The following is a 23435-nucleotide window of genomic DNA, read 5'->3' on the forward strand; positions in this document are numbered from 1 at the left end:
TTAATCTTACCATTACAGTATGTGTTTTTCAATAAGGCGAGATGGTCAGGCGGCCGGAAGCGGCCTGACCGGATTCTTCCCGCGAATGATGCCGGCCCCCGCACCGTGCGGGTTTTCCCAGCCGGCGGGATTTCTTTTTCATACGGACAGAATTATTTCACCCTGAATTAGTTTCTTCATTTTTGATAATTTTATAATGCTGATCGGTATTTTTTCAGTTCTTCTCTAATAAATCTTTAACGATTTCTTCGAGCTTCATACCTCTTGATGCTTTAAACAGCAGGAGATCGCCGGAAGCGGCACTTTTCTGTATCGCGTGAAGCAGTTCTTTTTTGTCAAGATAATGGCTGACGCGCCCTTCTTCAAAATGCCGGCGCGCTCCGTCAGCGATGAATGCGCCGAGTGTGCCGTAAGTAAATACATGATCGATTTCCGCCGGATTGATCGCGGCCCCGCATTCTTCGTGGAATGCTTTTTCATTATCCCCGAGTTCAAGCATATCACCGAGCACGAGCATTTTCTTCCGATAGCCTTTCATCGTTTCGATTAATTCGACCGCCGCTTTCATTGACGTCGGGCTCGCATTATACGCGTCGTTTACGATTGAGATGCCGTTTTCCGTTTTGACCAGTTCCAATCTCATACCCGTCACCTTCAGGCGGCTCAGTCCCAGAGCGGCATTTTCCGGCGTAATGCCGAAATAGATGCCGGCGGCGTATGCGGCCATGGCATTCATCACATTATGTCTGCCGAGAACGGGAATAAAGAAAGAACGGTCGATTCCGTCGATATTGAAGTACGTGCCTTCTTCCGCCTGTTTTATTTCTTTCAGGCGGAGATCATTGTCCGCGCCTGCGCCGTATGTCGTTGTCCGGCAAGTGTACGTCTTTTCGCGAAGCAGCGGCTCATCCCCGAAATAAAACAGAACGCCGTCTTCCCGAAGTCCGTTTATAATTTCAAGTTTCGCCTCCGCAATTCCTTCTCTTGAGCCTAAATCCTGCATGTGGGATTCGCCGATATTGGTAATGACGGCAGCTTCCGGTTCAGCAAGACGGCTCAGAAAATCAATTTCGCCCCTCGCGCTCATTCCCATTTCTAAAACGGCGATTTCTGTATCTTCAGGCATGGCAAGCACAGTCAGCGGCAGGCCGATATGATTGTTGAAATTGCCGGCGGTTTTGTGAACGCGGTACTGCGTGCCGAGAACGGCGTGAAGCATGTCTTTCGTTGTCGTTTTTCCGTTGCTCCCGGTCACCCCGATAACCCGTGTGCCGAGCTCTTCCAAATAAGCTTTTGCCAATGTCTGCAGCGCCTCCAGCGTGTCATCGACCAAGATGACAGCACGCTCCTCCGGCGGATTCGATTCGGAGCGTTCCCACAACACCGCGGAAACGCCTTTTTCGAATGCTTGCGGCACAAAGGTGTGGCCGTTAAAATGCTCGCCTTTTAAAGGAATGAACAGCTGATTTTTTTCCAAAGTCCGCGTATCCGTTGCGGCGCCCTCAATCATTGTTTGTTCAAATACGGGATTTGTCAGTGTGCCTTTGACCATGTCTGCGATTCGTTTTACAGTTCGCTTTATCAAAGGTGGCACCTCGCTTTCTGAAAATGTTGTCTGTTACGGGAAAAGACACTGCCCCTTCAGGCAGTGTCCGTCTTCATTAAAATGTATGTTTAATCAGCTGTTTTTCGGCATGGCGTTCTTTTGCCAGCTCAACCAGCTGTTCGATCAGATCACTGTACTCTACGCCTGCTTCTTTCCAAAGCAGCGGGAACATGCTGAATGGCGTAAAGCCCGGCATTGTGTTCACTTCGTTAATGAGCACTTGACCGTCATTGGTCAGGAAGAAATCGGCGCGGACAAGGCCTGATCCGTCAATCGCTTTGAAGGCTTTAATCGCCATCTCGCTGATTTCCGCATATTGTTCATCCGTCACTTGCGCGGGAATCATTAAATCCGTGTCGCCGTCTTCATATTTCGCTTTGTAATCGTAAAAGTCGGTTTTCGGCGCGATTTCACCGACGGCGGAGCATTTCGGTTCGTCATTTCCGAGTACGCCGATTTCAATTTCTCTTCCGGCGATTCCTTCTTCCACCACAATTTTCCGGTCATACTCAAAAGCCAGTTCGAAGGCTTTTTCAAGCTCTTCACGGTTTCGGCATTTGCTGATTCCGACGCTTGATCCGAGGTTCGCCGGTTTGACGAAGCACGGATATCCCAGCTCCTCTTCAACCTGCTGTAAGCAGCTGTCCGGCGTCTGTTTCCAGTCCTTTTTTAAGAAAGCGGCGTACTTCGCCTGCGGAAGCCCCGCTTGAGCGAACAAATGCTTCATGATGACTTTATCCATGCCGGCTGATGATGCAAGCACGCCGTTGCCGACATAAGGAACGTTCAGCAATTCCAGCAGACCCTGAATGGTGCCGTCTTCACCGTTCGGTCCGTGCAGAAGCGGAAATACGACATCGATCGGCGCCTTTTCGTCAGTCGACGCTTCAGGAAACATTTCCCGGTTCAATGCTGATAGAGCGAAATTTTCACCGTTTTGTTCCAGCTGAAGCATTTTCACGTTGGAAACCGGCTCAGTCAGCAGCGGGCCTCTTTGCCATTCTCCTTTTTCAGTGATGTAAATCGGATGTATATCAAACTTCTCAGTATTAAGCGCTTTTGTTACAGCTAATGCTGTCTGCAGCGATACATTGTGTTCGGCTGACTTTCCGCCGTACACCAATCCTAGACTTGTTTTCAATGGATATTCCCCCCACAACAATTCATCTTTACTATCTTATCACTTTCCTCAGAAAATGATCTAATTATTTTTGGGCATTCTGAATATGAAAGCATTTGTATGTAATTCCTTTTTATTTTATATTAAAATGGCATGGAAAAGGAGATGTGTCATATGAAAAAAATCAGTACAACAGAACAATTTAATGAACTTATTCAATCCGACAAGGAAATCATCGTGAAATTTTTCGCTGACTGGTGCCCTGACTGCACGCGCATGAATATGTTCATCGGCGATATTTTGGAAGAATATAATCAAAATGATTGGTATGAACTGAACAGAGACGAGCTCCCTGAGCTTGCCGACAAATATCAGGTTATGGGCATTCCGAGCCTTCTGATCTTTAAAAACGGGGAAAAGAAAGCGCATCTTCACAGCGCAAACGCGAAAACGCCCGAAGAAGTCACAGAGTTTTTATCACAGCATATTTAATTCGTTTCACGATCTTTGTTTATGACTTCAGGCTCTACATGAACATGGACATGAGTCACATCATGTTCATGTTTTATTGCATATTCGACCTCATCGGCTACTTCATGGCCTTCTTTCACAGACAGTCCCGGATCTACCGTAATGACCATTTCCACATGAACCGTGCTCCCTAAGTACCTTGCTTTCACATCCTTCAGCCTGCTGACCTCTTTTATTTCTTTTACCGTGTGTTTATACGGCTCCAAATCTTTCAGATCAAACCCGTCCGTCAATGAGTGGGAAGCATCTTTGAAGATGTCCCATGCCGTCTTACAGATGATGATTCCGATCAGAAAAGCAATGACCGGATCAATCCACGGCAGATGAAGCCGGGCGGTTAAGACGCCTATAAACGCCCCAATACTGACATAGGCGTCAGAACGGCTGTCTTTCGCCGCCGCATGAAGCGCAGAACTTTTAACCCGATCCGCAAGTCGGCTGTTATATACATACATGCCGTACATTACAATCGCGCTTCCGAGCGCCGTCCATGCCGCAATGAAGCTCGGCTCGGCCTCCGTTCCGCTGACAATCGCCTTTGCTCCCCCGATCAGCACTTCAATACCGACCGCCATCATAATAAAAGACGCAATTAATGAAGAAATTGTTTCAGCCCGATAATGTCCGTAGGCATGATCACTGTCCGCGGGGCGCTGGGAAATCCGGAGCCCGATCAGCACAGCCAGTGATGCGACAATATCCGTGGCATTATTTAACCCGTCCGCTCTGAGCGCTTCGGAATGATAAATAAGACCGATCACCAGTTTGACGGCGGCAAGGATGAGGTACGCGGCGATATTAAGAATCGCGCCTTTCTCACCCCGTTTTAAGTTTGCCGTTTGATCATTCATGTAAGGACTCCTCCATTCTCATTCATAGTATGGATGGAAAAGCGGAAAAATAGCAGCTTTGATCTGAGCAAATGCAATATTCGACAGCATTATTCCCCGGGAAACTTTTTGTCGAAAAATTGGCGGTATTTTCCCTTTACATATGAATATGCCCATTGTATACTTTCATTAACTGATAATGATTCTCAATATCATTTGATTAGGAGGGTAATCATGAGGTCTTCTCCTCAGCTCATATCATCAGTTGAAGGACGAAAAAAACATCTGATCCATTTGCTGATCAATAACGGAATATACAAAAAGTCGGAACGGCATTTATATGAATTATCGCTCGGAGAATTAGAAAGCGAATACAAATATGTAAGGAAGGTGCGGGCTCATGGCGAAACGTAAAATAAAAACATACGAACAGCTGATAAAAGAAAACAAGGCGGCCATTATGAATAATCAAAAGCTGATGAATGTGATCTATGACAGAATTGACCGCAAGCATCAAAAACTGCTCCGGCACAACAGCCATACATAAAAAGAGCCTTTTTCAGGCTCTTTTTTTTATTGCTCAAAGGCTTCCGCCGCTAATTTGCCGATGACCGCATCGTCCATCGGCGGATTGTGAAGGCCGGCCCGGGCATCCCGATAATACCGCTGAAGCGGATTGTTTCGCTCCAGGCTTTTTGCGCCGGTGATTCTCATTGCTTTATCAACAACAGAAAGGACCGCATTTGTCACAATATGTTTTGCGGCGCCAAGCTCGCTTTTGATGAAAGGACGGCGTTTCGGGTCATCATACATTTGCGCCGCCGTGAAGAGAAACTGTCTCGCTTTTAACAATTCAAGCTCCATTTCCCCGACACGCTGCCCAACGGCCGGCACGTCTTTAATCGGTCCGTTCAGGCTGTTCGGCGAATATTCGGATGCAAACCGGACGGCATAGTCCCTTGCCGCTTGAGCGATGCCCAGATAAGCAGCGGGAATGTGAAGCAGCCAGCCATTCACTTTCGCCGCTCTCGGCCCGCTGATAAGCTCCACAAGCCGCTCGTCACTGACCGTGACATGATCTAAAAGGAGATCATGGCTTCCGGTCGCCTTCATGGCAATCATATCCCATGTTTCTTCGACTGAAACGCCTGACTGATCTTTATGAATGAGAAAAACACCGGTCGTTTGTTTTTCTTCAATCCATGCCGTCACAAGCATATAATCCAAAGTCAGTGAAAGGGTTGTAAAGGTTTTTCGGCCGTTCAGCACCCATTTTCCGTCTTTTTTGACAGCGGAGGTGCCGGGTCTTCCTCCCCTCGTCGGACTGCCGGTCTGCCGTTCCGTCGCTGCCCTGTTCAGGACAGCTCCCTTTTTCACCTCTTCTGTGATAAATGAAAAGACATCTTCATCCCAGCTGTTTCCTTCTCCGAGCTCACCCATGACGGATAAATGCCAGCCGATTCCGAGAGCAACGGCCGCGTCTCCCCGCGCCAGCCGTTCCTGAAACAGCACCATATCATAAACGGAAATGCCTGCACCGCCGAATACCTCAGGTACCGTTAACGCCGTATATCCCGCGTCGCGCAGTCTTTGAATTTTCTCCGCGGGAAAACGGCCCGCCTCATCATCAAGCGCGGCTGTTTTTTGAAATTCGTCTGCAAGCAGGCCGATTTTTTCCATCCATTCCCTCTGCCGTTCATTCTGTATCCATAAAGACACTGGAATCCCCCCATTATAATTCCGATAAAGTTAATAAGTATTATAGAGATTCAAGTCTCGTTTCGCAACTGTGAGGCTGTACAAAAAAACACGCTATTCCATGGAATAGCGCGTTCAGACTGCTTCCGGGCCGCGGTCCTGCTTAAGCCCGAGATAAATCAGCATATATGTGAGATAACCCATCGTCATCACAAGCCCGCCAAAGAAAAAGCTAGAAAAAATCGGCTCTTCAAACGCGGTAACTGCCGCAAGCACGATCCAGCTTGCATACAGGTAGATGATGAAATAACGGAATCCCGACTTCATTTTATATAAGAGAAACAGCCCCACTGTAGAAAACAAACCCAGCGCAAGCCTGAAATAAACAAGATGTTCGAATTGGAACATGAATGACACAAAGGAAAAACCAAGCAATAACACAATCGGTAATGCGGTAATAAAATTTCTCAAGTGAGCACCTCCGTCATTACCTTTATTATAAATCAAAATAGCTTAAATTATTGATTTATCGTGATCTTTTTCACAAAAATGTCATTCCTTTACTTTATACCCGAACATCGCGTTTGCAAAAGCTCCACCAAGCGACGGCTAAGAAGAATACAATATGGATAATGATAATGCCTGCGGAAAATAACGGCGTCATTCCCGCAAACAGCGGTTTCGCCCCGCTCATATATTGCGTCAGGTCAGTATTTGCGAACAGCAGAAAACTTCCCCATTTGTTTTGGAAGAGCGACATAATCGTCACGAGTGATTTTGCGCCGTACAGCACGATAAATGACAAAATGACGGCCGTTGCGCTGTTTCGGAATACAGAAGAACACAGCAAGCCAAAGCATGCCATCGCAAACGCCTCGACCCAGTTCGTGCCGATTACTTTCAAGGTGTTCATAAGAAGCGTCCCTGATTCAGATGTCACCGACACGCCGAAGAAAGCCATGCCGAACAGCAGAGACAGAATATAGTACGCCGCATACAGGTACAAGCTGACCAAAAATACGGTAATGAGTTTAGATACAAAAATCCGCTCCCGCTTTACCGGGCGGATTAACAAAAATTTGATCGTTTTCTTATCAAATTCAGCGGAAATGATCGTTGCCGCGATCACGATCGTTAATGCCTCAAGCAGAATATTCAGCCCGGGCGCGTACGCCATATAGCCGATGAAATTCTCATCCGTTCCGGAACTGATGACAAGCCGTTTAATGACAAGCGCCATAATAAATTGGAGAACGGCCATCAGAATCAGCGCCACTAATGAGACTTTTCGGTTAAAGAGTTTCATATGCTCATTCGCTGTCAATTTAAACATTCGTCTCCTCCTCCTCTTGAAGCGCCGTCGTCACTTTCATGAATTCATCCTCCAGCGATTCCGCATACGGCATGATGGAATACACGAGAAAGTCTTGTCCGACGAGCGCACGGTTTAATGCCGGGATGTCCTTCTTCGCTACGGTGACGGTAATGCCCCCGCCGTTTTTCTCCGGAGCAAATTGCTGTTGGGACAGCCATTCGAATGCTTCGTCAGCCGGCTGAATGTCGAGGACGGCTTTTTCTTCTTTTTCCTCAGCGCCGCGCAGAACAACCTCTGTTTTGATCTCACCTTTTTGAATGATGATGACACGGTCGCAAAGGTCCTCCACTTCACGCAATAAATGCGTCGCAAAAAGGATGCTCGTCCCTTCAAGCTCCGCGAGTTCCTTTAAGTGATCGCGGAAATCCTTCATTCCGCCGGGATCAAGCCCGTTTGTCGGTTCATCTAAAATGAGCAGATTCGGACGGTGAAGAATGGCCTGCGCAATCCCGAGACGCTGACGCATGCCAAGGGAATACGTTTTAACTTTGTCATGAACGGCATTGGTGAGCCCGACCCGCTCGATGACTTCCTGAAGCCTGTCCTCTTTGATGTTTTTGTGCATGTTGGCAAAGTGCTTCAGATTTTCCCACCCCGTCAGGTACGGGTAGAATTCAGGATTTTCCACGATCGCTCCGACGGATTCAAGCGCTTTTTCGAAATCAGCATCGTGCTGAAAGCCGTTAATTGTAATCGTGCCGCTGTTTTTCTTTAAAAGACCGACGATGATTCGGATAAGTGTGGTTTTTCCCGACCCGTTCGGACCGAGCAAACCGATGATCTCGCCCTGCCTGACATCCATGCTGATGTTTTTTAAAATGTGCTTTTTGCCTATTGTTTTGTCAAGGCCTTCAATATGTAAAATCGGCTCAGTCATACAGCCTTCCTCCTTTTTCACAAAAAATAAACAGTGCCCGTACATAGGCACTGTCTGCATTATAACATTAGTCATATATTCGTGAAGAGCCGGAGCCGACGTTATGTCTTATCCGGGACCGGTCCATTTTTTTCCTTCTCTTCATTATTGACGACATCCAGAATATCGAGCAGGAACACAAAAATCGGAATTCCGATAATCAAGCCCCAAATGCCGAAGAAATGTTCCGAGAAAATCAGAACTGTAAAGGTAAAAAAGATCGGCAGTTCCGTTTTCGCTGACATCAGTTTCGGATTAAGGAAGTACGTCTCAATCGCATGGATGACGAAAATGACCAGCACGATGTAGATGACATACGCTGCGCCGCCCGTCGTATACGCGATGATGCTGAGCGGAATGAGCGAAATCACCACACCCGCAACGGGAATGAGCCCGAGGAAAAAGACCATGATGGACAGGCCGAACAGCTGCGGAAAATGCAGAATCGCCAATGCGATCAAGGTGAGGATACAGTTCACCAGCGCGATAATAAATTGGGCTTCAAGCACTTTGCCGAATGTTCTCGCAAACTTGCTGCCGAAATAAGCAAGTTCGTAGTAAAAAACAGACAGCTTGCTGTGCTGAAATTTTTTCATAAACTCCGTGAGCCGCTTTTTCTCGAACAGGAAAAACATGCTGAGAATCAGTGACATCACGACCTGCAAACCGAAAGTGCTGATATCGGCCAAGTATGTATACAGTACATTAAAGCCTTCTTTTACATAGGAACCGATATTGATATCGCCGAACACGCTCGATATCTCATCATAAAACGGAATGACATCGGGATGATACGCGATGTGCTTGATCTGCTTAATCAGCTGTTCAATCTGCTTGGCAACAATCGGGTAAAAGACAAAGCCACCGACAGTCGCCCCGACAGCCAGCGCAATATATAAAACGGTGATGACCACCCTCTGGCTGATCCGGAAAAAATGGTTCAACACGTGCCGGATGACAGTCTCCAGCCGATCCATCAGAAAAGTAAAAATAAACGTAAGCAAAATCAAATTAATCATACTTCGGAATACAACTAACACCCCAGTCAAAACAAGAAAAACGGAAAAACGTCTGACACCCGGATGCTGAAAAAATTTAAAAATAGCCGCCATTTATACACTCCTGCTAGGACAAAAAGCCCTTAGATTTCATCTTTCACTCTCTAATTGTAAATTATATAACAAAATGACGCTAAGGTCTTTGTCCACCTCCTAATAAATTTAAACAAATTTATCTTTTTTACTCATGGCGGCCGAAAAAAAGAACGGCATGCCCGATGCATGCCGTTCCTTTCCTTTTATACCGCCGTTTTCATTTCTTTAACGGCCTGTGTGCTTTTCACTTCGTCAAACTCATTTTCGCTCTTGGCTACGATGATGGTGGCGATTCCGTTTCCGATCAGGTTGACGATCGCCCTTCCTTCACTCATAAAGCGGTCGACGCCGAGGAGCAGCGCCAGCCCCTCCAGCGGAATAACCTGAAGCGCCGATAAAGTGGAGGCGAGCACGATAAATCCGCTTCCGGTTACGCCCGCCGCGCCTTTTGATGTCAGCATCAGCACGAGAATGATCGTAACCTGCTGGCCGATGGTAAGGTCAACGCCGAACACCTGCGCCAGAAAAACCGTCGCCATGGACAGATAAATCGAGGTGCCGTCCAGGTTAAAAGAATATCCCGTCGGAATGACAAGGCCGACAACCGATTTGGAACAGCCGTAGCGCTCCATTTTATCCATCATCCGCGGAAGGACGGACTCAGAAGAGCTTGTGCCGAGAACGATGAGCAGTTCATCTTTAATAAAACGGAGATAGTTCCACAAGCTGAAACCGAATAGTTTGCAAATGATATTCAAAGCGACAAATACAAACAGGAACATCGTAACGTATACAGACAGCATCAGACTCGCCAGCGGCTTGATGGAATCAAGGCCGAAGTGTCCGATCGTATAGGCCATGGCCCCGAATGCGCCGATCGGCGCCGCGCGCATGATGTAGCCGATGATTTTGAAAAAAACATGCGACAGTTTATCAAAGAAATCAATAATGCTTTTGCCTCTTTCACCGAGCGCCGCCAGGCCGACACCGAATAAAACAGAAAAGAATAAGACCTGAAGAATGTCGCCTTTTGCGAAAGCGTCAACCATATTTGACGGAACGATGTGAGTGATAAATTCAATCCAGTCAATCCCCTGTCCCCCGTTTTGCGTGTACTGAGAGACATCCCCTTTTTCAAGCTTGCTGTAATCAAGCCCCTCACCGGGTTTCATGATATTGACGACCAGAAGTCCGATAATAAGGGCGATGGTGGTCACGACTTCAAAATAAATAAATGCTTTTCCCCCGACTTTGCCGACTTTTTTCATGTCTCCCATCTTGGCGATGCCAAGCACGATCGTCAGGAATATGATCGGTGCGATAATCATTTTTACCGCATTGATAAATGTATCGCCGAGCGGCTTCATCTGCTTCCCGGCCTCAGGCCATACGAGTCCGACAATGACGCCGATGATAACCGCCGTGATGACCTGCACCGTAAGATTTTTGAAAATTTTCATCCCTACTCCCCCTTGCCTCTCGCTGCGTCTATACAAAAATGATAGCGTTTTCAAACGAAGAGGGGAAGCTTATGATCATAACGGACATTTTGGTCTTTTTGGTCTCGGCTAGCGGACGAATTTGTAGCGGTTAACCGGCCGGCCCACTCCCCCGTATTGAATGTCGAGCTTAATCTGGCCGTCTTTTTCAAGAAAATCAAGATAACGCCGCGCTGTCACCCTGGCGATTCCGAGCGCTTTGGCGGCTTCTTCAGCTGAAAGCGGCTCCGTCTGCTGTTTCATATAGGTCAAAATTTCATTCATCGTAAAATGATTTAACCCCTTCGGCAGATCGCGGGACGGATTTTGCGGAATTTTAAGCAGCATGTCAAGCTGCTCTTGCGACATGGTGTCATGCTCTTCAATTTTCCGTTTATATTGTTTATAGTTTTCGAGCGCCTGTCTCATCCGCTCCAGCTTAAACGGCTTCAAAATATAGTCGGCCGCACCGTTTTGCAGCATAAGCTGGATTGTTTCTTTGTCTTTTGCAGCCGAGACGATGATGACGTCTACTTCGAGCTTTTGTTTTCTGATTTCCTGGAGCGTTTTAATTCCGTCTTTTTTCGGCATGTATACGTCTAATACCACGAGCCCGGGCCGCAGATCTTTTATAAGCCTGATTCCCTCGTCTCCGTCAGCGGCTGTGGCGATGACGCTGAACCCTGAAACACCGGTGATAAATTCTTTATTCACCTCCTGCACCATCGGATCATCTTCAATAAGCAGCACCTTGATGTCCATCGAATGATTCCTCCCCCTTCATCGGAAATAAAATAGAAAATGCCGTTCCCTGTCCCTGCCGTGTGTCGACTTCAATAACGCCCATCCCTTTGTCGACGATTTGTTTGACGAGGTACAAGCCGTATCCCGTTCCTCCCGTTTTATTGACGGTAAACCCTTTGTCATAAAGGTGCGGGATGTGCTGATCGGAAATCCCGCTTCCGTTGTCTTCTATTAATATAGCAAGCACTTCATCATTTTGCTCGATACTGATGTCAATATGTTTGTCCTCCGTGTCCGCTGTTTCGAATGCGCCGAACGCATTTTCAATTAAATTGCCGAGCAGGACGACGATGTCATGCTGGTCGACATGCTCCGGAAATGCCGAGAAACTGCTGTTTTCATCAATTTTCACAGAAATGCCAAGCTCTTTTCCTCTTTTGATTTTGCTTAACAGCAGCCCCGCCGCAGCGTCATTCTGAATGGCCTGATGAAGAAAATCGGTGACACTTTCTTGTTCTGATGATTCCTTAAAAGCAAGCTGGAGCGCTTTTTCTGATTTTCCGAGCTGAATCAGTCCCGCGATGGTGTGAAGCTTGTTCATATGTTCATGATTTTGAACTCTGAGCGCATCGACAAAATTTTTCACACCTGTCAGTTCTTCCGCCATTTTCGCCGCTTCCGTCCTGTCCTGAAAAATGGCGACGGCTCCGATGACCTTCTTTTTCATGACGATCGGAATTCTGCTGCTCATAATCACCTTTCCGCTGACTTGGATTTCTTCATTATATACCGCTCGGTTCCGCTCGACGATTTCAGGGAGGCGGGAATCTTTTAACACGTCCCAGATCAGCCTGCCGTCTGTTTCTTGTCTGACATTGAATATCTGCTTCGCTTTTTCATTAAAAATGGTGATGTGATGCTGATTATCAATCGCGATGACGCCCTCATTCATTGAATGAAACGTAGCGGTCCGTTCCTCATACATTCTCACGATCTCATGGGGCTCCAGCCAAAACATTTGTTTTTTGATGTGGCGGGCCAGCAAAAAGGAGCCGGCCAGTCCGAACCCGAGCGCCAGCAGAACGATAAACAGTATTTCATGTTTCAGCTGAAGAAGAATTTCACCGAATCCGGGCAGCGTTTTACCGGCCAGAACGACGCCGATCTGATTCAAATCCCGGTCTTTGATGGGATAAAAAGCGCGGACGGCGGTGCCGATTTCTCCCTTTGCTTCGGAAAAATAAATGTGCTCGGCGAACGCCGCGGCTTCGTCCTCACCCCTTGAACGCTTTCCGATCATTGTGCTGACGGGATGTGAATAGCGGATATGATCCATATCCATGACGACGATGTAGTCCGCTTCATTGATGATCCTTATTTCTTCGACCGCATGGCGCACGTCTTCCCTTTGTTTTTTCTGCTCGAGGGCGCGTTTGACATCGGTCATCTCAGATACCGTCCGCGCGGTATTCATCAGCCGTTTTTTCAGCTCGCGCTCCTCTGTATGCTGAATATTGCCGATCAGCACGATGCCGACGATCAAAAAGGTAAAAAGCACGACGATATACGAAAGTATGGTGATTTTCCAGCGGATGGTGAGCTTTTTTTTCGTCATTGGCCTCTTCCTTTCCGTCTCTTTACGAAAACGGCCCGCCCGATTATGCTTGTTATAGAAAATGGCGGAGGGGGTTTTCGATGAAAAGCTTGCTGACTTGTCTCAGCCTGATGGTACTCGGTATCGGAACCGCTTTATTCATCGGCTTTCATGATCGTTTCTCAACGGAAGAACCGTATTATGATGACGAACAGGAAGGCCTGAAAGATCAAATCGTTTTCAAATTCAGCCATGTCGTTGCTGAAAACACGCCAAAAGGGCGGGCGGCGAATAAGTTTGCCGACCTGGTCTATCAAAAGTCCGGCGGCACCATTAAAGTAGAGGTGTTTCCAAACGGGAGCCTCTATTCAGATAATGAAGAAATAAACGCCCTCCAAAACGGGGACGTGCAATTCATCGCTCCCTCCACCTCAAAGCTCGGATCACTGTCTCCCGAATGGGGTGTTTTGGATCTGCCGTACGCGTTTACAAACCATAAAGCCGTGCAAGAAGGCCTGAACGGCAAAATCGGCACACGCCTGTTCGCTTCATTAGAAAAGCATCATTTGAAAGGACTGGCGTACTGGACGAACGGGTTTAAGCAGCTTACGTCAAATAAAGGGCCGATCTTCACTCCGGACGATTTGAAAGGACAGGCGCTCAGGATCATGCCGAGCAGCGTGATCGAAGACCAGTACCGTCTGCTCGGCGCGCGCCCGCGGCAGGATTCCTTTAATTCCACGTTTCAGCTATTGGAAAGCAATCTCGTAGACGGAGAAGAAAATACGATTTCAAATATCTATTCTAAAAAATTTTATAATGTTCAAGATTATTTGACAATCAGCAATCACGGGTACCTCGGTTATGCCGTGATGACCGACGAGCATTTCTGGAATTCGCAGACAGAAAAAACGAGAACCATCTTAACGGAGGCGATGAGAGAAACGACGGAATGGAACGAAGCCTCCGCTGAGAAAATGAATAAAGACCAGCTTGAAGAGATAAAGAAGAATTCATCCATTCATATTCATGTGCTGAGCAAAACGGAAAAGAACACATGGATGAAACGCCTCGACCCGATTTACGGACAATATGAACAGGTGATCGGCCGCGGGCTTGTGCAGGATTTGTTATCCTTGCGCCGCGAGCCTTAGCAGGACCAATACGCCCATCTCCGTTTCATCCCTTTTCCCGCCGGGGAAGTAAATAGGGACAGAGCAAAAAAAGGAGATGGAGACATGTTTACACATACGAAAAAACTGCAGCATCCGGCTAAACCGGATCGTCCTGACCCGCTGTTCGCCAAAAAGATGCAGGAAATTTTAGGGGGACAATACGGGGAAATATCCGTCGCCATGCAATATTTGTTCCAAGGATGGAATACACGGGGCAATGAAAAATATAAGGATCTTCTGATGGATACCGCGACGGAAGAAATCGGCCATGTCGAAATGATCGCGACGATGATTGCGAGATTGTTAGAAGATGCCCCGCTGGCAGAGCAGGAACAAGCGGCTGATGATCCGGTCATCGGGTCCATTTTAGGCGGGATGAATCCGCATCATGCAATTGTCTCAGGACTCGGCGCAATGCCGGAGAGCAGCACGGGCGTTCCGTGGAGCGCAGGCTATATCGTCGCAAGCGGAAACCTTCTGGCAGACTTCCGCGCCAATCTGAACGCCGAATCACAAGGAAGGCTTCAAGTCGCACGCCTGTATGAAATGACCGATGATAAAGGCGTGAAAGATATGCTCAGCTTTTTATTGGCCCGCGATACCATGCATCAAAACCAATGGCTTGCGGCCATTAAAGAATTAGAAGAACAGGAAGGTCCGATCGTTCCTTCCACATTCCCGAAGGCGCTGGAAAAACAGTCATTCTCCCATAAGCTTATTCATTTCTCAGATGGCGGAGAAAGCGCTGAACAAAATTGGCTGAAGGAAACAGCGCCGGACGGAGAACCATTTGAATACGAAAAGGAACCGAAAGCGCACGGCGAAATAGCTAAGCTGGATCCTGTCCCGCCGTATGTCCACAACACGCTTCCCGGACGCGAGTAAAGACACAAGCCCAAAACAAACTGTTTTGGGCTTTCATTATGCCTTCTGAACCGTCCAGTCCGGTTCGTATCGGATGTCCGGGTGATGTAACAGCTCGTGAATGACAGGTTCATCCTCCTCGTACAGCATCACTTCTATTGAAAGAATCGCAGCCTTCTGCTCGTTTTCTTCGTATATGCGGTCATGTTCGTTCTCCATAAAATCACCATAGGCCTGTCTGTTCTCCCAAACGCTGATGATCTCTGCGATGAACAGGCCGTCTGCGTTTTTCCGCCACCCGCCGGTCTGTTTGACGAAGCCATTTACACATGATAATGCTCCCCACCTTGACTGTGCTTGCGCAAATGCTTCAGCGTTTGCAGCCTCTGTTTCACATACAATTTTTTTGATCAGCATGACGTTCCTCTGTGATGACTGTTTTCGCACGCGTATGCTCAACACACAGATTCACGGTTCTGACGTAAGAGCGGGTGCGGTGAATCGTGCCTTTCGGGATGAGCAGGCTGTCATTTGCTTTGAGCACTGCGGTTTCTTTGTCCTTAAAATCGATCAGCAGCTCCCCTTCCAGAACGATGAACCATTCATCTGAGTCAGGGTGATGGTGCCAGTCATATTCTCCCGTAAACACTGCGAGGCGCACACAGTGGTCATTGATCTCCGCGATTGAAAAATTGTCGTGTTTTTCTTTGACTTTATTGGCGATAGCGAGCAAATTCAGCATGTCAGACACGAGTGAAAAACCCCTTTTTCATTTATTGTATCGCAACGGCGGCTCAGATCAAGATTTTCCCAAAATAAAAAGCGATCCAGCTGATACGCCGGATCGCTTTTGATCTGCAGGTTGTCTGCCTTTTATGCTTTTATTAGCTGCTTCGTCTGTTTCCGCCTTTTTGGCCGATTTCCTTATAAAAATCTTTGTCATGATTTTTGCTAGTGGCTTCTCCGCCTTTTTGGCCGATTTCTTGATAGAATTCCTTGTCATGGTTATTGCTAGTGGCTTCTCCGCCTTTTTCACCGATTTCCTGATAGAATTCTTTGTCGTGATTTTTGCTTGTGGCTTCTCCGCCTTTTTCACCGATTTCCTGATAGAATTCTTTGTCGTGATTTTTGCTAGTGGCTTCTCCGCCTTTTTGACCAATTTCCTGATAGAATTCTTTGTCATGGTTATTACTTGTCGCTTCTCCGCCTTTTTTACCTGCTTCTTCTCTGCTCATTTTGTTATTATCTTGTGCCATTTTTGAATTCCTCCTTTAATTGGTGTTGGTTGTTGGTTTCCCGATTTCAGAACTGCTAAACAAAGAAAACACATTGAATGTGTTTTCGGGTGGTTTTTTATCATTCTGTATCCTTCATGCGTTTTAGAATCCGGCGTTTTTTATAAAGCATGATGCCTGTTTCCGCGATGCTTTCTAAAGCTGAACGGTTGGCGGACGCGCCGAAGATGATGCCTGCGGCCGGAACCATTTGCAGCAGTTTTTTCGCGGCGAACGTATCGCGATAGCTGTAAACGACTTCCCGCCAGCCTTGGATTTGCGAGGCGACGCGCTGATAGGCGCGGTCGTTTTGATCATATTGCCGTAAATCTTGCAGGATCGCTTTTTTTCCGATGACGTCACTGGATGCAAGCTGTAGCAATTTGACGATAAACACGCGTTCTTTTTTGTCTTTCGGATCAAAGCCGTAAGCAACCGCGATATCCTGCAGCGTCTTTAAGGACAGGCCGAGCATCGCCGGAATGTCTGCCGCCAGCGTGAATACGCCGCCGACTCCCGTTGCGGCTCCCTGCACCGTCGCGGCCTTTACGCTTGTACGCGCTATGGCTTCTGCGATTTCGTCCATGACGGCAAGCGGCGCAATGCGGATGTCGTGTAGCGTTTGACATGTACCGTGCGGCAGCCGTTTTTGAAACTTTTTCATGATGCGCTTTTCAGATGTCAGGTACTGTCCGCCTGACTGAATAAACGTTCCCGTTTCATCGAGAATGAGTCCGATTTTCCTCTGAATAAATTGCGGTGTCAGCTTGTCCAAAAGCTGAAACGGCAAGCGGGTGAATGTTTGCCAGAACATCACCCTCTGCTGCGCCTTTTCCCATTTTTGAATGTCTCTCAGTTGTCTTTCCAGGTCTGTCCGCTCTTCTGTCACCCGTCCTGCACGTCCTTTCTGATTTCTTTCTTCATAGTATACCTTTATGGCGTTTTCTTTTTACACCCGGACGGATTTTTTATCCGGAAAACATCCCATTGTTTAATTTTCTTCAAATTCTGTATATTGTATAATTTTGAATAATACGATTGAAGGAGAATGTTGAATGCAATGGATTTATTTAAGTTTAGCGATCATTTTTGAAGTATTGGGTACGGTCAGCATGAAATTATCAAATGGATTTACAAAACTTGTCCCAAGTATTTTATTGTTATTGTTTTATATCGGCAGCCTTTGTTTTCTTACTTTGACTTTGAAATATATAAGTGTCTCCATCGCATATGCGGTCTGGTCCGGAATGGGGATCGTGCTGATTTCCGTGATCGGAATTTTTTTCTTTCATGAACAGTTCTCTGTCATAAAAGCTGTCTCTGTTCTTCTGATCATCATCGGTGTCGTTTCCTTAAACTTTATTTCTGAAAGTGAAACGTCATCAAACGGCATCAGCGTTCATACGGACAGAAACAGATGATGAAAGGGTTAAAGGTTCTCTTCCTCATTACAGATATTGGATTTATCGTTTATTGGATTGTTACTTTTTTTGAGTGGATTCCAAAAAACATGGTGTTTAAAGATTATGATAACGCCATGATCATGGCCTGGAACTGGTCATTCTTTCCCTTAGATATTTTCATTTCGATAACCGGGCTGTACAGCTTGTTTCTTTATAAACGGAAACATGCGTTATGGCGCTCTTTCGCATTAATATCACTTGTGCTGACCTTTTGTTCAGGCCTGCAAGCGATAGCCTTTTGGGTATTTATCGGTGATTTTGATCTTATGTGGTGGGCATTCAATCTGTACTTGCTTCTTTATCCTTTATATTTTATTCAGAAATTGCTGGTCTCTCGTAAAAATAGCTGTCATTCTTTTTGATGAGGCGGTTTTCTTTTTCTTCAGGCGGGAAACACTTTTCATAAAGGAGTGATAGAGATGCCTTGGTCTATGAAGGATTATCCGCAATCATTGAAGAATCTCGAGGAACCTGTGAAGAAAAAAGCGATCGAAATCGCGAATGCGATGGTAGATGAGGGTTATGAAGAAGGACGGGCCATTCCCATTGCGACAAGTCAGGCGAAAGAGTGGAAAAAAAACGCTTCTAAGGAAGAAATCGATCAGCTGATGAAACACGATGATGAAACGAAACGCGGAAATTGAATCGGAATAAAGGAAAAACCCCGCTCTCAAGAGAACGAGGTTTTTCTGATTATAAACCGTAATAATAAGATAGCGTGGTGACTGAAACGTAGCCTGTCGCTCCTGCATACGTGACTTTCAGCCATTTATTAGAATTGGTGTAGTGGCCTTGAACATATTCTCCGGTTACCCAAGAACCAGTAATTTTTTTACCGCTTGAGAATGTTGTGATCGTTGAACAGCTGACCTTAGAGCATGAGCGCATATTAGCACCGTAAATACCGACTGTGCCCCCGCTGGCTAAAATGGAAACGTCCGGTTCAGCTTTAGGTTTGAAAGCTGCTGCTGATGCAGAGCCGCCAAAAGCGAATAAAGAAACAGCAAAAATCATGGCTAAAGAAATGATCGACAAACGACGTACCAAGAAAATTCCCCCTCTTTTATCATATGGCCGGAAAGCTTTCCTGACGTTATTATACTTTTTCGCCCGGGAGACTGAAATAAGTCTAATGCTCCAACTTCTTTTCTTCGCAAGTGACCATGCCGATTCTTTTTTTGATAGATAACAGCGGTTTATTAGACTGGAATCACTGAAATATCGTTGATTCAAACGTTTATTCAGAGCGGCCGGAGTTTTTCCGGAGGTCATTTGAATGGTACAGAAAGGTTTTATCTTCCAATGGAAAGAAACATTATTATTCTATTTACCCGGGAAAACGGAGGAAATACAGCGTCTTTTTCTCAAATCAGTTGGGCGGACAGAAAGTTGTGAAGTTATATAGGCAAGTGTCCTCTTTTCACCTTTTTAAAAGAACGCTCAACGCATCCGCGCATGATCCGACGCGGAAACACGCTTTGCGAACGGCATCGCTTCTTTCCCGGAACGATGCCGTTCTCATTTTCGGACCTTTCTTCGGCGGGATACATATCATAGATAAAACAGGGCATCAATGTGCCGGTTTATTGAACATAAAGAACTTGACATCTTATAATAGCGGATTTATGATGTAGATAAAATAATTTGCGTCTAGGAAACTTTTTGTTATTTAGCTAAAAATCTATCGGAATTTAGGTGAGACATAATGAGCAAAGACATCTCAGCACAATCACTGCAAGCAAAAGCCGTGCAGGATGCACTTGACGGCAAAAGCAAGGGATTCAAGCGGCTTCTGCCTTTTTTAGGCCCCGCCTTTATCGCGGCGATTGCCTACATTGATCCGGGAAACTTCGCTACGAATATCTCAGCTGGTTCGAAGTATGGGTATATGCTGCTGTGGGTCATCCTCTTTTCAAACTTGATGGCTTTTTTAATCCAAGTTCTTTCCGCGAAGCTCGGCATTGCCACGGGTAAAAACCTTCCGGAAATCGCCAGAGACCGGTATCCGAAATGGGTATCAGCCGGGCTGTGGATACAGGGTGAACTGGTGATTATGGCAACTGATCTGGCAGAATTTATCGGGGCGGCGCTCGGACTCAACCTGCTGTTCGGCATACCGATGGTTGAAGCGGCCATTATCGCGGCGATCGGATCATTCGCGATTTTAGAGCTGCAGCGCCGGGGTTACCGGGCGCTGGAAGCGGGCATCGCCGGACTTCTGTTCGTCGTGGTGATCGCCTTCGCTCTGCAAACCTTCTTTGCCAAACCTGACGCCGCCTCCGTTCTCGAGGGGCTGTTTATCCCGAAAATTGACGGAATGGACAGTGTGCTCTTGGCAACCGGGATACTCGGCGCAACCGTGATGCCGCATGCCATTTACTTACATTCCGCACTGACACAGCGCCGTGTCGTCGGAAAAACGGATAGTGAGCGGAAAAAGATTTTTAGATTCGAGACGATTGACATTCTCATCGCGATGGTGATCGCCGGGGCGATTAACGCAAGCATGCTCATCGTCGCTGCCGCGCTTTTCTTCAAGAACGGGCTGTATGTAGAAGATTTAGACGTGGCTTATCAGCAATTCGGCCACTATATCGGACCGGCTTCAGCCATTCTCTTCGGGATCGGGCTGCTGGCCGCAGGACTTTCAAGCTCTTCTGTCGGCACATTGTCAGGCGATATTATCATGCAGGGCTTCATCCGTTACCGTATCCCGCTTTATTTGCGGCGTTTCATTACCATCATTCCGCCGATGATCATCATTATCTCGGGGGTCAACGCCACAGAAGCGCTCGTATGGAGCCAGGTCGTTCTTTCATTCGGCATCTCCTTTGCGCTCGTGCCGCTGATTATGTTTACAAGCAACAAACGCCTGATGGGCGCCCTGACGAACCGAAAATGGGTGACGGCTCTCGCCTGGCTGATTGCGGTTTTGGTGATCGCGCTTAATCTGTTTGTGATCTACGATTCATTCCGTTAGAAAAAAACCGGCCATTGCGGCCGGTTTTTCTTTTGACGCCGGGTGCCGTTCGTATCTTTTTCCGGGCGTTTTTGGTATGATAGAAGAAAAATCGGAGTTTTGCTTATGTCAGTATTTATCCTTTTTTATCTGTGGATTGTGCCGATTGTCATCGGCATCTTCTGTTCTCTTTTTGCTTATCGGACAACGGGTAAGAAACGTCTGATTCCCGGCTTTTTGATGATCGCATTAAGCATCGTTTCCTTAATCACGGGGCTTTGGATCGGCGGGGTGAACTATCATGTGTTCATCGGGGGCATGTTTTTATTCGGTACGTTATTGGCCGGCTCCGCCTTCCCGTTTTTCTTCGCTCTTTCACGCAAACGAAAATAAACAGGCATGCCGCCTGTTTATTTTTATTCATTAACCCTAAATTATAAACCGCTCCGATAATGTGATTCCGCCTCAATCAGCCTGTACATGTGTTATATAAGCTCCAGCCCATGTCCCATCTCATCGAAACTGCAGCCAAAATGAATCCTACTAAAGAAGATTTTGAATTATAAGAAAAATACTGTATTAAAATCCTATTTACCCCAAAAATACCTATTGATAGAATGGTATCTGAGAGGGGAAAATGTTCAAAGCGGATCATATCGGTCCCGCCTAAATACATAGTCTTTCATTTCTCTCTACACTACATTTCTAAAGGAGGATTTCCCATTAGACACGCAGCTAAAGGCATTCTGTTTGCCGCATCTTTAGCCCTTGTAACTACTGCTTTTGTCCCCGCATCCTTAGCTAAAGAAAATCATAATAATACTGCCAATGCCACTGGAACGACCAAATCATTTTTTTATCAGACTGATACGCAATTTTCCTACGGACTTAAAGCACAAAGCGATGCATCTGTGTCAAAACCAGTCAAAGATGTAATCAGAGAAGTGCTGAAAAATAAAACAAAATTATTCAATCTTGTTGAAAAATTAGCAGGAAAGAAAATAAGAAATGAACTCGAATCCGTTTTCAATGAACACATCGAACCGGTTTTAAAGAAAATGCTGAACGAGTATGTCGCCTTAAGCTGGGCTGACGTGGAAAAGAATCTTTATCTTTCACTTAAAAAGTCCGGACTTTCTGACAGCCAGGCTAAAAACCTCGCTCAATTGACAACTTTAGCAATGAAAGCATTTTAAAATCATTCATAAATGATCGTCAGGAAAATACGTATGAAGTAATGCAAAGTGCTGTTAGATTCACTCTAATAGCACTTTTTCATTGGAGATGTCACATGACTGTCTTTTTTACTGTTCTGCTCACTTTCTTATGCTGCCTTGTGATTTCATCTCTTATTTTTATGATTCTATTAAAAAAAGAGATCGTGGATACACCGCCCAACCGCTTAGCTCATGCAGCATTCATCGTACTTATTGGATTCTCCCTGTTCTTGGCTATAACTGTACCCAGCCTAGTTATGTATTTTGCAGCTATAACTGTAAATCATTTTTTCGGAGAATATATCATCTATGGTTCACTTTCAGACTTATACATATTTTCTGTCGTCGTAAGTATCTTAGCTTTAGTTTATATGCTTATCCTTACGGCAATTGTAAAAGGAATGACTCATGTTTTGACATTGCCTGCTTGGTCAGCCTATATCCTTGAATTCATTTTTGCATGGGCTGCTGTTTACTTCTCAATCCAATACGTTTCCAATCATATCATTGAGAACATATCTATATTTCAAGGTGGAGAAATTCTTCTTTCATTGTTCATCACTTTCTTATTTTCGGGATTGGATATCCTTTTCACTAATTTGGATAAGATCACAAAAGAGAAATTAGGCTAAGGGGGTAACAAATATGAGAATCATGACATATATATCCTATTTTTCTATTTCTTTAGTTTTGCAGGTGGTATGGCTGCTATTAATAAAAAGAACCTCTAATATATTTCTGATAGATATGATTACGGTGTCCTTCTTATTCACCCTCTTTATGTTCATCTTAGATCAAATGTTCAAAAAAAAGCGGACAAATTAGGGATTGTTTTTTAATAATCCTCGGGCTTCTCTTTCGTTTTGAAATGATTCCGGATCACACGAGCTCCAGCACTGTATCAAGCCAAATATATGACTTTGCGAGCTCAGCGGCCGCAGGCGCGAGCGCATTGTAAATGACGCTGCCTTCTCTTGTATCAATATCCGCAGAAATACGGGACAGCATACGATCCATAATCTCCTCAAACGTTTGATCTTCAAACATCCTCGCCAAGCATCTCCTTGATCTCCACAGTGCCCTCGTCTGTCTCTACGATAAAAGAAACTATGAACCTATTACCTGATTTATCAATCTCAAAATCAGTGACTGAAGAAATTCGATCATCATAAATTAAAGCTTCTTCGATCAGTCTCGGGATCTCCATTTTTTTATATGCGTCTGTTGTCTCGTTGTCAGAAAAAACCTCTTGAAGCTCATTTCCAATGTCATGACTGAAAATAGAATAGGAATACCGCTCTGTATACAGGGCCATATAAACAAATTGCTTAATTCCTCAAGCCCTGCGATCAGCTCGTTAGTAATTCGCCCATTTTCAAAGTCAATTCTATATGTGCGCGATGTCTCTATTACTTCACTGTCATCTTCAATATCATCAAATTCAATTTCTGGGGAAAGGTTCAAGAAAAAATCACTCCTATAACGTCCTCCATTTAT

General features: G+C 45.9%; 27 protein-coding genes and 3 pseudogenes. 12 read left to right on the forward strand and 18 right to left on the reverse strand.

Going from position 1 to position 23435, the window contains the following annotated elements; translation table 11 throughout:
• Window positions 1-214 precede the first annotated feature (214 nt).
• Entirely contained in the window at window positions 215-1585 is a 1371-nt protein-coding gene (locus BGM27_RS16020; protein WP_007410223.1) for a UDP-N-acetylmuramoyl-tripeptide--D-alanyl-D-alanine ligase, read from the reverse strand.
• Between the two features lie 76 nt (window positions 1586-1661).
• Complete coding sequence (locus BGM27_RS16025; protein WP_007410222.1) at window positions 1662-2747, reverse strand: D-alanine--D-alanine ligase; 1086 nt, start codon at window positions 2745-2747, stop codon at window positions 1662-1664.
• 153 nt (window positions 2748-2900) lie between these two features.
• On the opposite strand from BGM27_RS16025, the gene BGM27_RS16030 reads away from it, so the two are divergent.
• Entirely contained in the window at window positions 2901-3218 is a 318-nt protein-coding gene (locus BGM27_RS16030) for a thioredoxin family protein (protein WP_003156200.1), read from the forward strand.
• On the opposite strand, the gene BGM27_RS16035 is transcribed toward BGM27_RS16030, so the two are convergent.
• Entirely contained in the window at window positions 3215-4108 is an 894-nt protein-coding gene (locus BGM27_RS16035; RefSeq protein WP_007410221.1) for a cation diffusion facilitator family transporter, read from the reverse strand. The two genes, BGM27_RS16030 and BGM27_RS16035, sit on opposite strands and share 4 nt — an antisense overlap.
• A gap of 213 nt (window positions 4109-4321) precedes the next feature.
• Here BGM27_RS16035 and BGM27_RS16040 point away from each other — a divergent pair, with 213 nt between their 5' ends.
• Both BGM27_RS16040 and fbpB read left to right on the forward strand, forming a co-directional pair.
• On the forward strand, window positions 4322-4501 hold the full coding sequence (locus BGM27_RS16040; RefSeq protein ID WP_007410220.1) for a Fur-regulated basic protein FbpA: 180 nt from the start codon (window positions 4322-4324) through the stop codon (window positions 4499-4501).
• Window positions 4488-4634, forward strand: coding sequence for a Fur-regulated basic protein FbpB (gene fbpB / locus BGM27_RS16045; protein WP_003156206.1), 147 nt, complete (start codon window positions 4488-4490; stop codon window positions 4632-4634). The genes BGM27_RS16040 and fbpB overlap by 14 nt, the downstream gene beginning before the upstream one ends.
• A gap of 26 nt (window positions 4635-4660) precedes the next feature.
• On the opposite strand, the gene BGM27_RS16050 is transcribed toward fbpB, so the two are convergent.
• The 8 genes from BGM27_RS16050 to BGM27_RS16085 all read right to left on the reverse strand — a co-directional run bounded on the left by BGM27_RS16050 (window position 4661) and on the right by BGM27_RS16085 (window position 13007).
• Window positions 4661-5806 (reverse strand): acyl-CoA dehydrogenase family protein, encoded by a 1146-nt coding sequence (locus tag BGM27_RS16050; protein WP_020953894.1) that lies wholly within the window; start codon window positions 5804-5806, stop codon window positions 4661-4663.
• A 114-nt stretch (window positions 5807-5920) separates the two neighbouring features.
• The gene (locus tag BGM27_RS16055; protein WP_007410218.1) at window positions 5921-6256 is read right to left on the reverse strand and encodes a hypothetical protein; all 336 of its coding nucleotides are present in this window, start codon (window positions 6254-6256) and stop codon (window positions 5921-5923) included.
• 94 nt (window positions 6257-6350) lie between these two features.
• Entirely contained in the window at window positions 6351-7118 is a 768-nt protein-coding gene (locus BGM27_RS16060; protein ID WP_007410217.1) for an ABC transporter permease, read from the reverse strand.
• Complete coding sequence (locus BGM27_RS16065) at window positions 7111-8037, reverse strand: ABC transporter ATP-binding protein (protein ID WP_007410216.1); 927 nt, start codon at window positions 8035-8037, stop codon at window positions 7111-7113. The genes BGM27_RS16060 and BGM27_RS16065 overlap by 8 nt, the downstream gene beginning before the upstream one ends.
• Window positions 8038-8138: 101 nt before the next feature.
• Window positions 8139-9188, reverse strand: coding sequence for an AI-2E family transporter (locus BGM27_RS16070; protein WP_007410215.1), 1050 nt, complete (start codon window positions 9186-9188; stop codon window positions 8139-8141).
• Between the two features lie 185 nt (window positions 9189-9373).
• Window positions 9374-10630: a C4-dicarboxylate transporter DctP gene (dctP, locus tag BGM27_RS16075; RefSeq protein ID WP_007410214.1), complete on the reverse strand. Its 1257-nt coding sequence runs from the start codon at window positions 10628-10630 to the stop codon at window positions 9374-9376.
• A 108-nt stretch (window positions 10631-10738) separates the two neighbouring features.
• Entirely contained in the window at window positions 10739-11410 is a 672-nt protein-coding gene (locus BGM27_RS16080) for a two-component system response regulator DctR (protein WP_003156219.1), read from the reverse strand.
• Window positions 11385-13007, reverse strand: a complete 1623-nt coding sequence (locus BGM27_RS16085) for a two-component system sensor histidine kinase DctS (RefSeq protein ID WP_007410213.1) — start codon at window positions 13005-13007, stop codon at window positions 11385-11387. The genes BGM27_RS16080 and BGM27_RS16085 overlap by 26 nt, the downstream gene beginning before the upstream one ends.
• Window positions 13008-13087: 80 nt before the next feature.
• Between BGM27_RS16085 and BGM27_RS16090 the strand changes: the two genes are divergently transcribed.
• Both BGM27_RS16090 and BGM27_RS16095 read left to right on the forward strand, forming a co-directional pair.
• Window positions 13088-14140: a TRAP transporter substrate-binding protein gene (locus tag BGM27_RS16090; protein ID WP_007410212.1), complete on the forward strand. Its 1053-nt coding sequence runs from the start codon at window positions 13088-13090 to the stop codon at window positions 14138-14140.
• A gap of 84 nt (window positions 14141-14224) precedes the next feature.
• Entirely contained in the window at window positions 14225-15046 is an 822-nt protein-coding gene (locus BGM27_RS16095) for a manganese catalase (protein ID WP_007410211.1), read from the forward strand.
• A 36-nt stretch (window positions 15047-15082) separates the two neighbouring features.
• Here BGM27_RS16095 and BGM27_RS16100 read toward each other — a convergent pair whose 3' ends face one another.
• The 4 genes from BGM27_RS16100 to BGM27_RS16115 all read right to left on the reverse strand — a co-directional run bounded on the left by BGM27_RS16100 (window position 15083) and on the right by BGM27_RS16115 (window position 17188).
• Window positions 15083-15442 (reverse strand): DUF4937 domain-containing protein, encoded by a 360-nt coding sequence (locus BGM27_RS16100; RefSeq protein ID WP_007410210.1) that lies wholly within the window; start codon window positions 15440-15442, stop codon window positions 15083-15085.
• Window positions 15417-15776: a cupin domain-containing protein gene (locus BGM27_RS16105; protein WP_007410209.1), complete on the reverse strand. Its 360-nt coding sequence runs from the start codon at window positions 15774-15776 to the stop codon at window positions 15417-15419. The genes BGM27_RS16100 and BGM27_RS16105 overlap by 26 nt, the downstream gene beginning before the upstream one ends.
• Window positions 15777-15909: 133 nt before the next feature.
• A complete protein-coding gene (gsiB, locus tag BGM27_RS16110) occupies window positions 15910-16281 on the reverse strand; it encodes a glucose starvation-inducible protein GsiB (protein ID WP_012116853.1) in 372 nt (123 codons plus the stop codon).
• A gap of 100 nt (window positions 16282-16381) precedes the next feature.
• Window positions 16382-17188, reverse strand: coding sequence for an EcsC family protein (locus BGM27_RS16115; RefSeq protein WP_007410207.1), 807 nt, complete (start codon window positions 17186-17188; stop codon window positions 16382-16384).
• Window positions 17189-17354: 166 nt separating this feature from the next.
• Here BGM27_RS16115 and BGM27_RS16120 point away from each other — a divergent pair, with 166 nt between their 5' ends.
• From BGM27_RS16120 to BGM27_RS16130, 3 genes and pseudogenes are all read left to right on the forward strand, one after another.
• Window positions 17355-17720, forward strand: a complete 366-nt coding sequence (locus tag BGM27_RS16120; protein WP_007410206.1) for a DMT family transporter — start codon at window positions 17355-17357, stop codon at window positions 17718-17720.
• On the forward strand, window positions 17717-18124 hold the full coding sequence (locus tag BGM27_RS16125) for a DUF5360 family protein (RefSeq protein WP_007410205.1): 408 nt from the start codon (window positions 17717-17719) through the stop codon (window positions 18122-18124). Before BGM27_RS16120 ends, BGM27_RS16125 begins: the two co-directional genes overlap by 4 nt.
• A 57-nt stretch (window positions 18125-18181) precedes the next feature.
• Window positions 18182-18397: pseudogene (locus BGM27_RS16130) on the forward strand (DUF2188 domain-containing protein); the annotation flags it as partial.
• Between the two features lie 58 nt (window positions 18398-18455).
• Here BGM27_RS16130 and BGM27_RS16135 read toward each other — a convergent pair.
• The gene (locus tag BGM27_RS16135) at window positions 18456-18809 is read right to left on the reverse strand and encodes a hypothetical protein (protein ID WP_007410203.1); all 354 of its coding nucleotides are present in this window, start codon (window positions 18807-18809) and stop codon (window positions 18456-18458) included.
• A 655-nt stretch (window positions 18810-19464) separates the two neighbouring features.
• Here BGM27_RS16135 and BGM27_RS16140 point away from each other — a divergent pair.
• The 4 genes from BGM27_RS16140 to BGM27_RS16155 all read left to right on the forward strand — a co-directional run bounded on the left by BGM27_RS16140 (window position 19465) and on the right by BGM27_RS16155 (window position 22570).
• Window positions 19465-20742, forward strand: a complete 1278-nt coding sequence (locus BGM27_RS16140; RefSeq protein WP_094032124.1) for an Nramp family divalent metal transporter — start codon at window positions 19465-19467, stop codon at window positions 20740-20742.
• A 105-nt stretch (window positions 20743-20847) separates the two neighbouring features.
• The gene (locus BGM27_RS16145) at window positions 20848-21114 is read left to right on the forward strand and encodes a hypothetical protein (protein WP_014416946.1); all 267 of its coding nucleotides are present in this window, start codon (window positions 20848-20850) and stop codon (window positions 21112-21114) included.
• 224 nt (window positions 21115-21338) lie between these two features.
• Window positions 21339-21917 (forward strand): hypothetical protein, encoded by a 579-nt coding sequence (locus BGM27_RS16150; protein WP_020953893.1) that lies wholly within the window; start codon window positions 21339-21341, stop codon window positions 21915-21917.
• Window positions 21918-22012: 95 nt separating this feature from the next.
• Window positions 22013-22570, forward strand: a complete 558-nt coding sequence (locus tag BGM27_RS16155) for a hypothetical protein (protein ID WP_007410197.1) — start codon at window positions 22013-22015, stop codon at window positions 22568-22570.
• Window positions 22571-22820: 250 nt separating this feature from the next.
• Here BGM27_RS16155 and BGM27_RS16160 read toward each other — a convergent pair.
• Both BGM27_RS16160 and BGM27_RS16165 read right to left on the reverse strand, forming a co-directional pair.
• Window positions 22821-22985, reverse strand: a pseudogene (locus BGM27_RS16160) (baseplate J/gp47 family protein); the annotation flags it as partial.
• Window positions 22978-23402: pseudogene (locus tag BGM27_RS16165) on the reverse strand (DUF2634 domain-containing protein). The pseudogenes BGM27_RS16165 and BGM27_RS16160, both read right to left, overlap by 8 nt.
• Window positions 23403-23435: the final 33 nt, after the last annotated feature.

Source organism: Bacillus sp. FJAT-27001 (assembly GCF_019039175.1).
GTDB lineage: Bacteria > Bacillota > Bacilli > Bacillales > Bacillaceae > Bacillus > Bacillus velezensis.

Coding starts and splice junctions, on each gene's coding strand:
- gsiB (WP_012116853.1), bottom strand. CDS start 16,281: ATGGCACAAGATAATAACAAAATGAGCAGAGAAGAAGCAGGTAAAAAA.
- BGM27_RS16040 (WP_007410220.1), top strand. CDS start 4,322: ATGAGGTCTTCTCCTCAGCTCATATCATCAGTTGAAGGACGAAAAAAA.
- BGM27_RS16065 (WP_007410216.1), bottom strand. CDS start 8,037: ATGACTGAGCCGATTTTACATATTGAAGGCCTTGACAAAACAATAGGC.
- BGM27_RS16080 (WP_003156219.1), bottom strand. CDS start 11,410: ATGGACATCAAGGTGCTGCTTATTGAAGATGATCCGATGGTGCAGGAG.
- BGM27_RS16155 (WP_007410197.1), top strand. CDS start 22,013: ATGACTGTCTTTTTTACTGTTCTGCTCACTTTCTTATGCTGCCTTGTG.
- BGM27_RS16085 (WP_007410213.1), bottom strand. CDS start 13,007: ATGACGAAAAAAAAGCTCACCATCCGCTGGAAAATCACCATACTTTCG.
- BGM27_RS16090 (WP_007410212.1), top strand. CDS start 13,088: ATGAAAAGCTTGCTGACTTGTCTCAGCCTGATGGTACTCGGTATCGGA.
- BGM27_RS16035 (WP_007410221.1), bottom strand. CDS start 4,108: ATGAATGATCAAACGGCAAACTTAAAACGGGGTGAGAAAGGCGCGATT.
- BGM27_RS16030 (WP_003156200.1), top strand. CDS start 2,901: ATGAAAAAAATCAGTACAACAGAACAATTTAATGAACTTATTCAATCC.
- BGM27_RS16145 (WP_014416946.1), top strand. CDS start 20,848: ATGTCAGTATTTATCCTTTTTTATCTGTGGATTGTGCCGATTGTCATC.
- dctP (WP_007410214.1), bottom strand. CDS start 10,630: ATGAAAATTTTCAAAAATCTTACGGTGCAGGTCATCACGGCGGTTATC.
- BGM27_RS16125 (WP_007410205.1), top strand. CDS start 17,717: ATGATGAAAGGGTTAAAGGTTCTCTTCCTCATTACAGATATTGGATTT.
- BGM27_RS16150 (WP_020953893.1), top strand. CDS start 21,339: ATGGTATCTGAGAGGGGAAAATGTTCAAAGCGGATCATATCGGTCCCG.
- BGM27_RS16095 (WP_007410211.1), top strand. CDS start 14,225: ATGTTTACACATACGAAAAAACTGCAGCATCCGGCTAAACCGGATCGT.
- BGM27_RS16120 (WP_007410206.1), top strand. CDS start 17,355: ATGCAATGGATTTATTTAAGTTTAGCGATCATTTTTGAAGTATTGGGT.
- BGM27_RS16060 (WP_007410217.1), bottom strand. CDS start 7,118: ATGTTTAAATTGACAGCGAATGAGCATATGAAACTCTTTAACCGAAAA.
- BGM27_RS16070 (WP_007410215.1), bottom strand. CDS start 9,188: ATGGCGGCTATTTTTAAATTTTTTCAGCATCCGGGTGTCAGACGTTTT.
- BGM27_RS16100 (WP_007410210.1), bottom strand. CDS start 15,442: ATGCTGATCAAAAAAATTGTATGTGAAACAGAGGCTGCAAACGCTGAA.
- fbpB (WP_003156206.1), top strand. CDS start 4,488: ATGGCGAAACGTAAAATAAAAACATACGAACAGCTGATAAAAGAAAAC.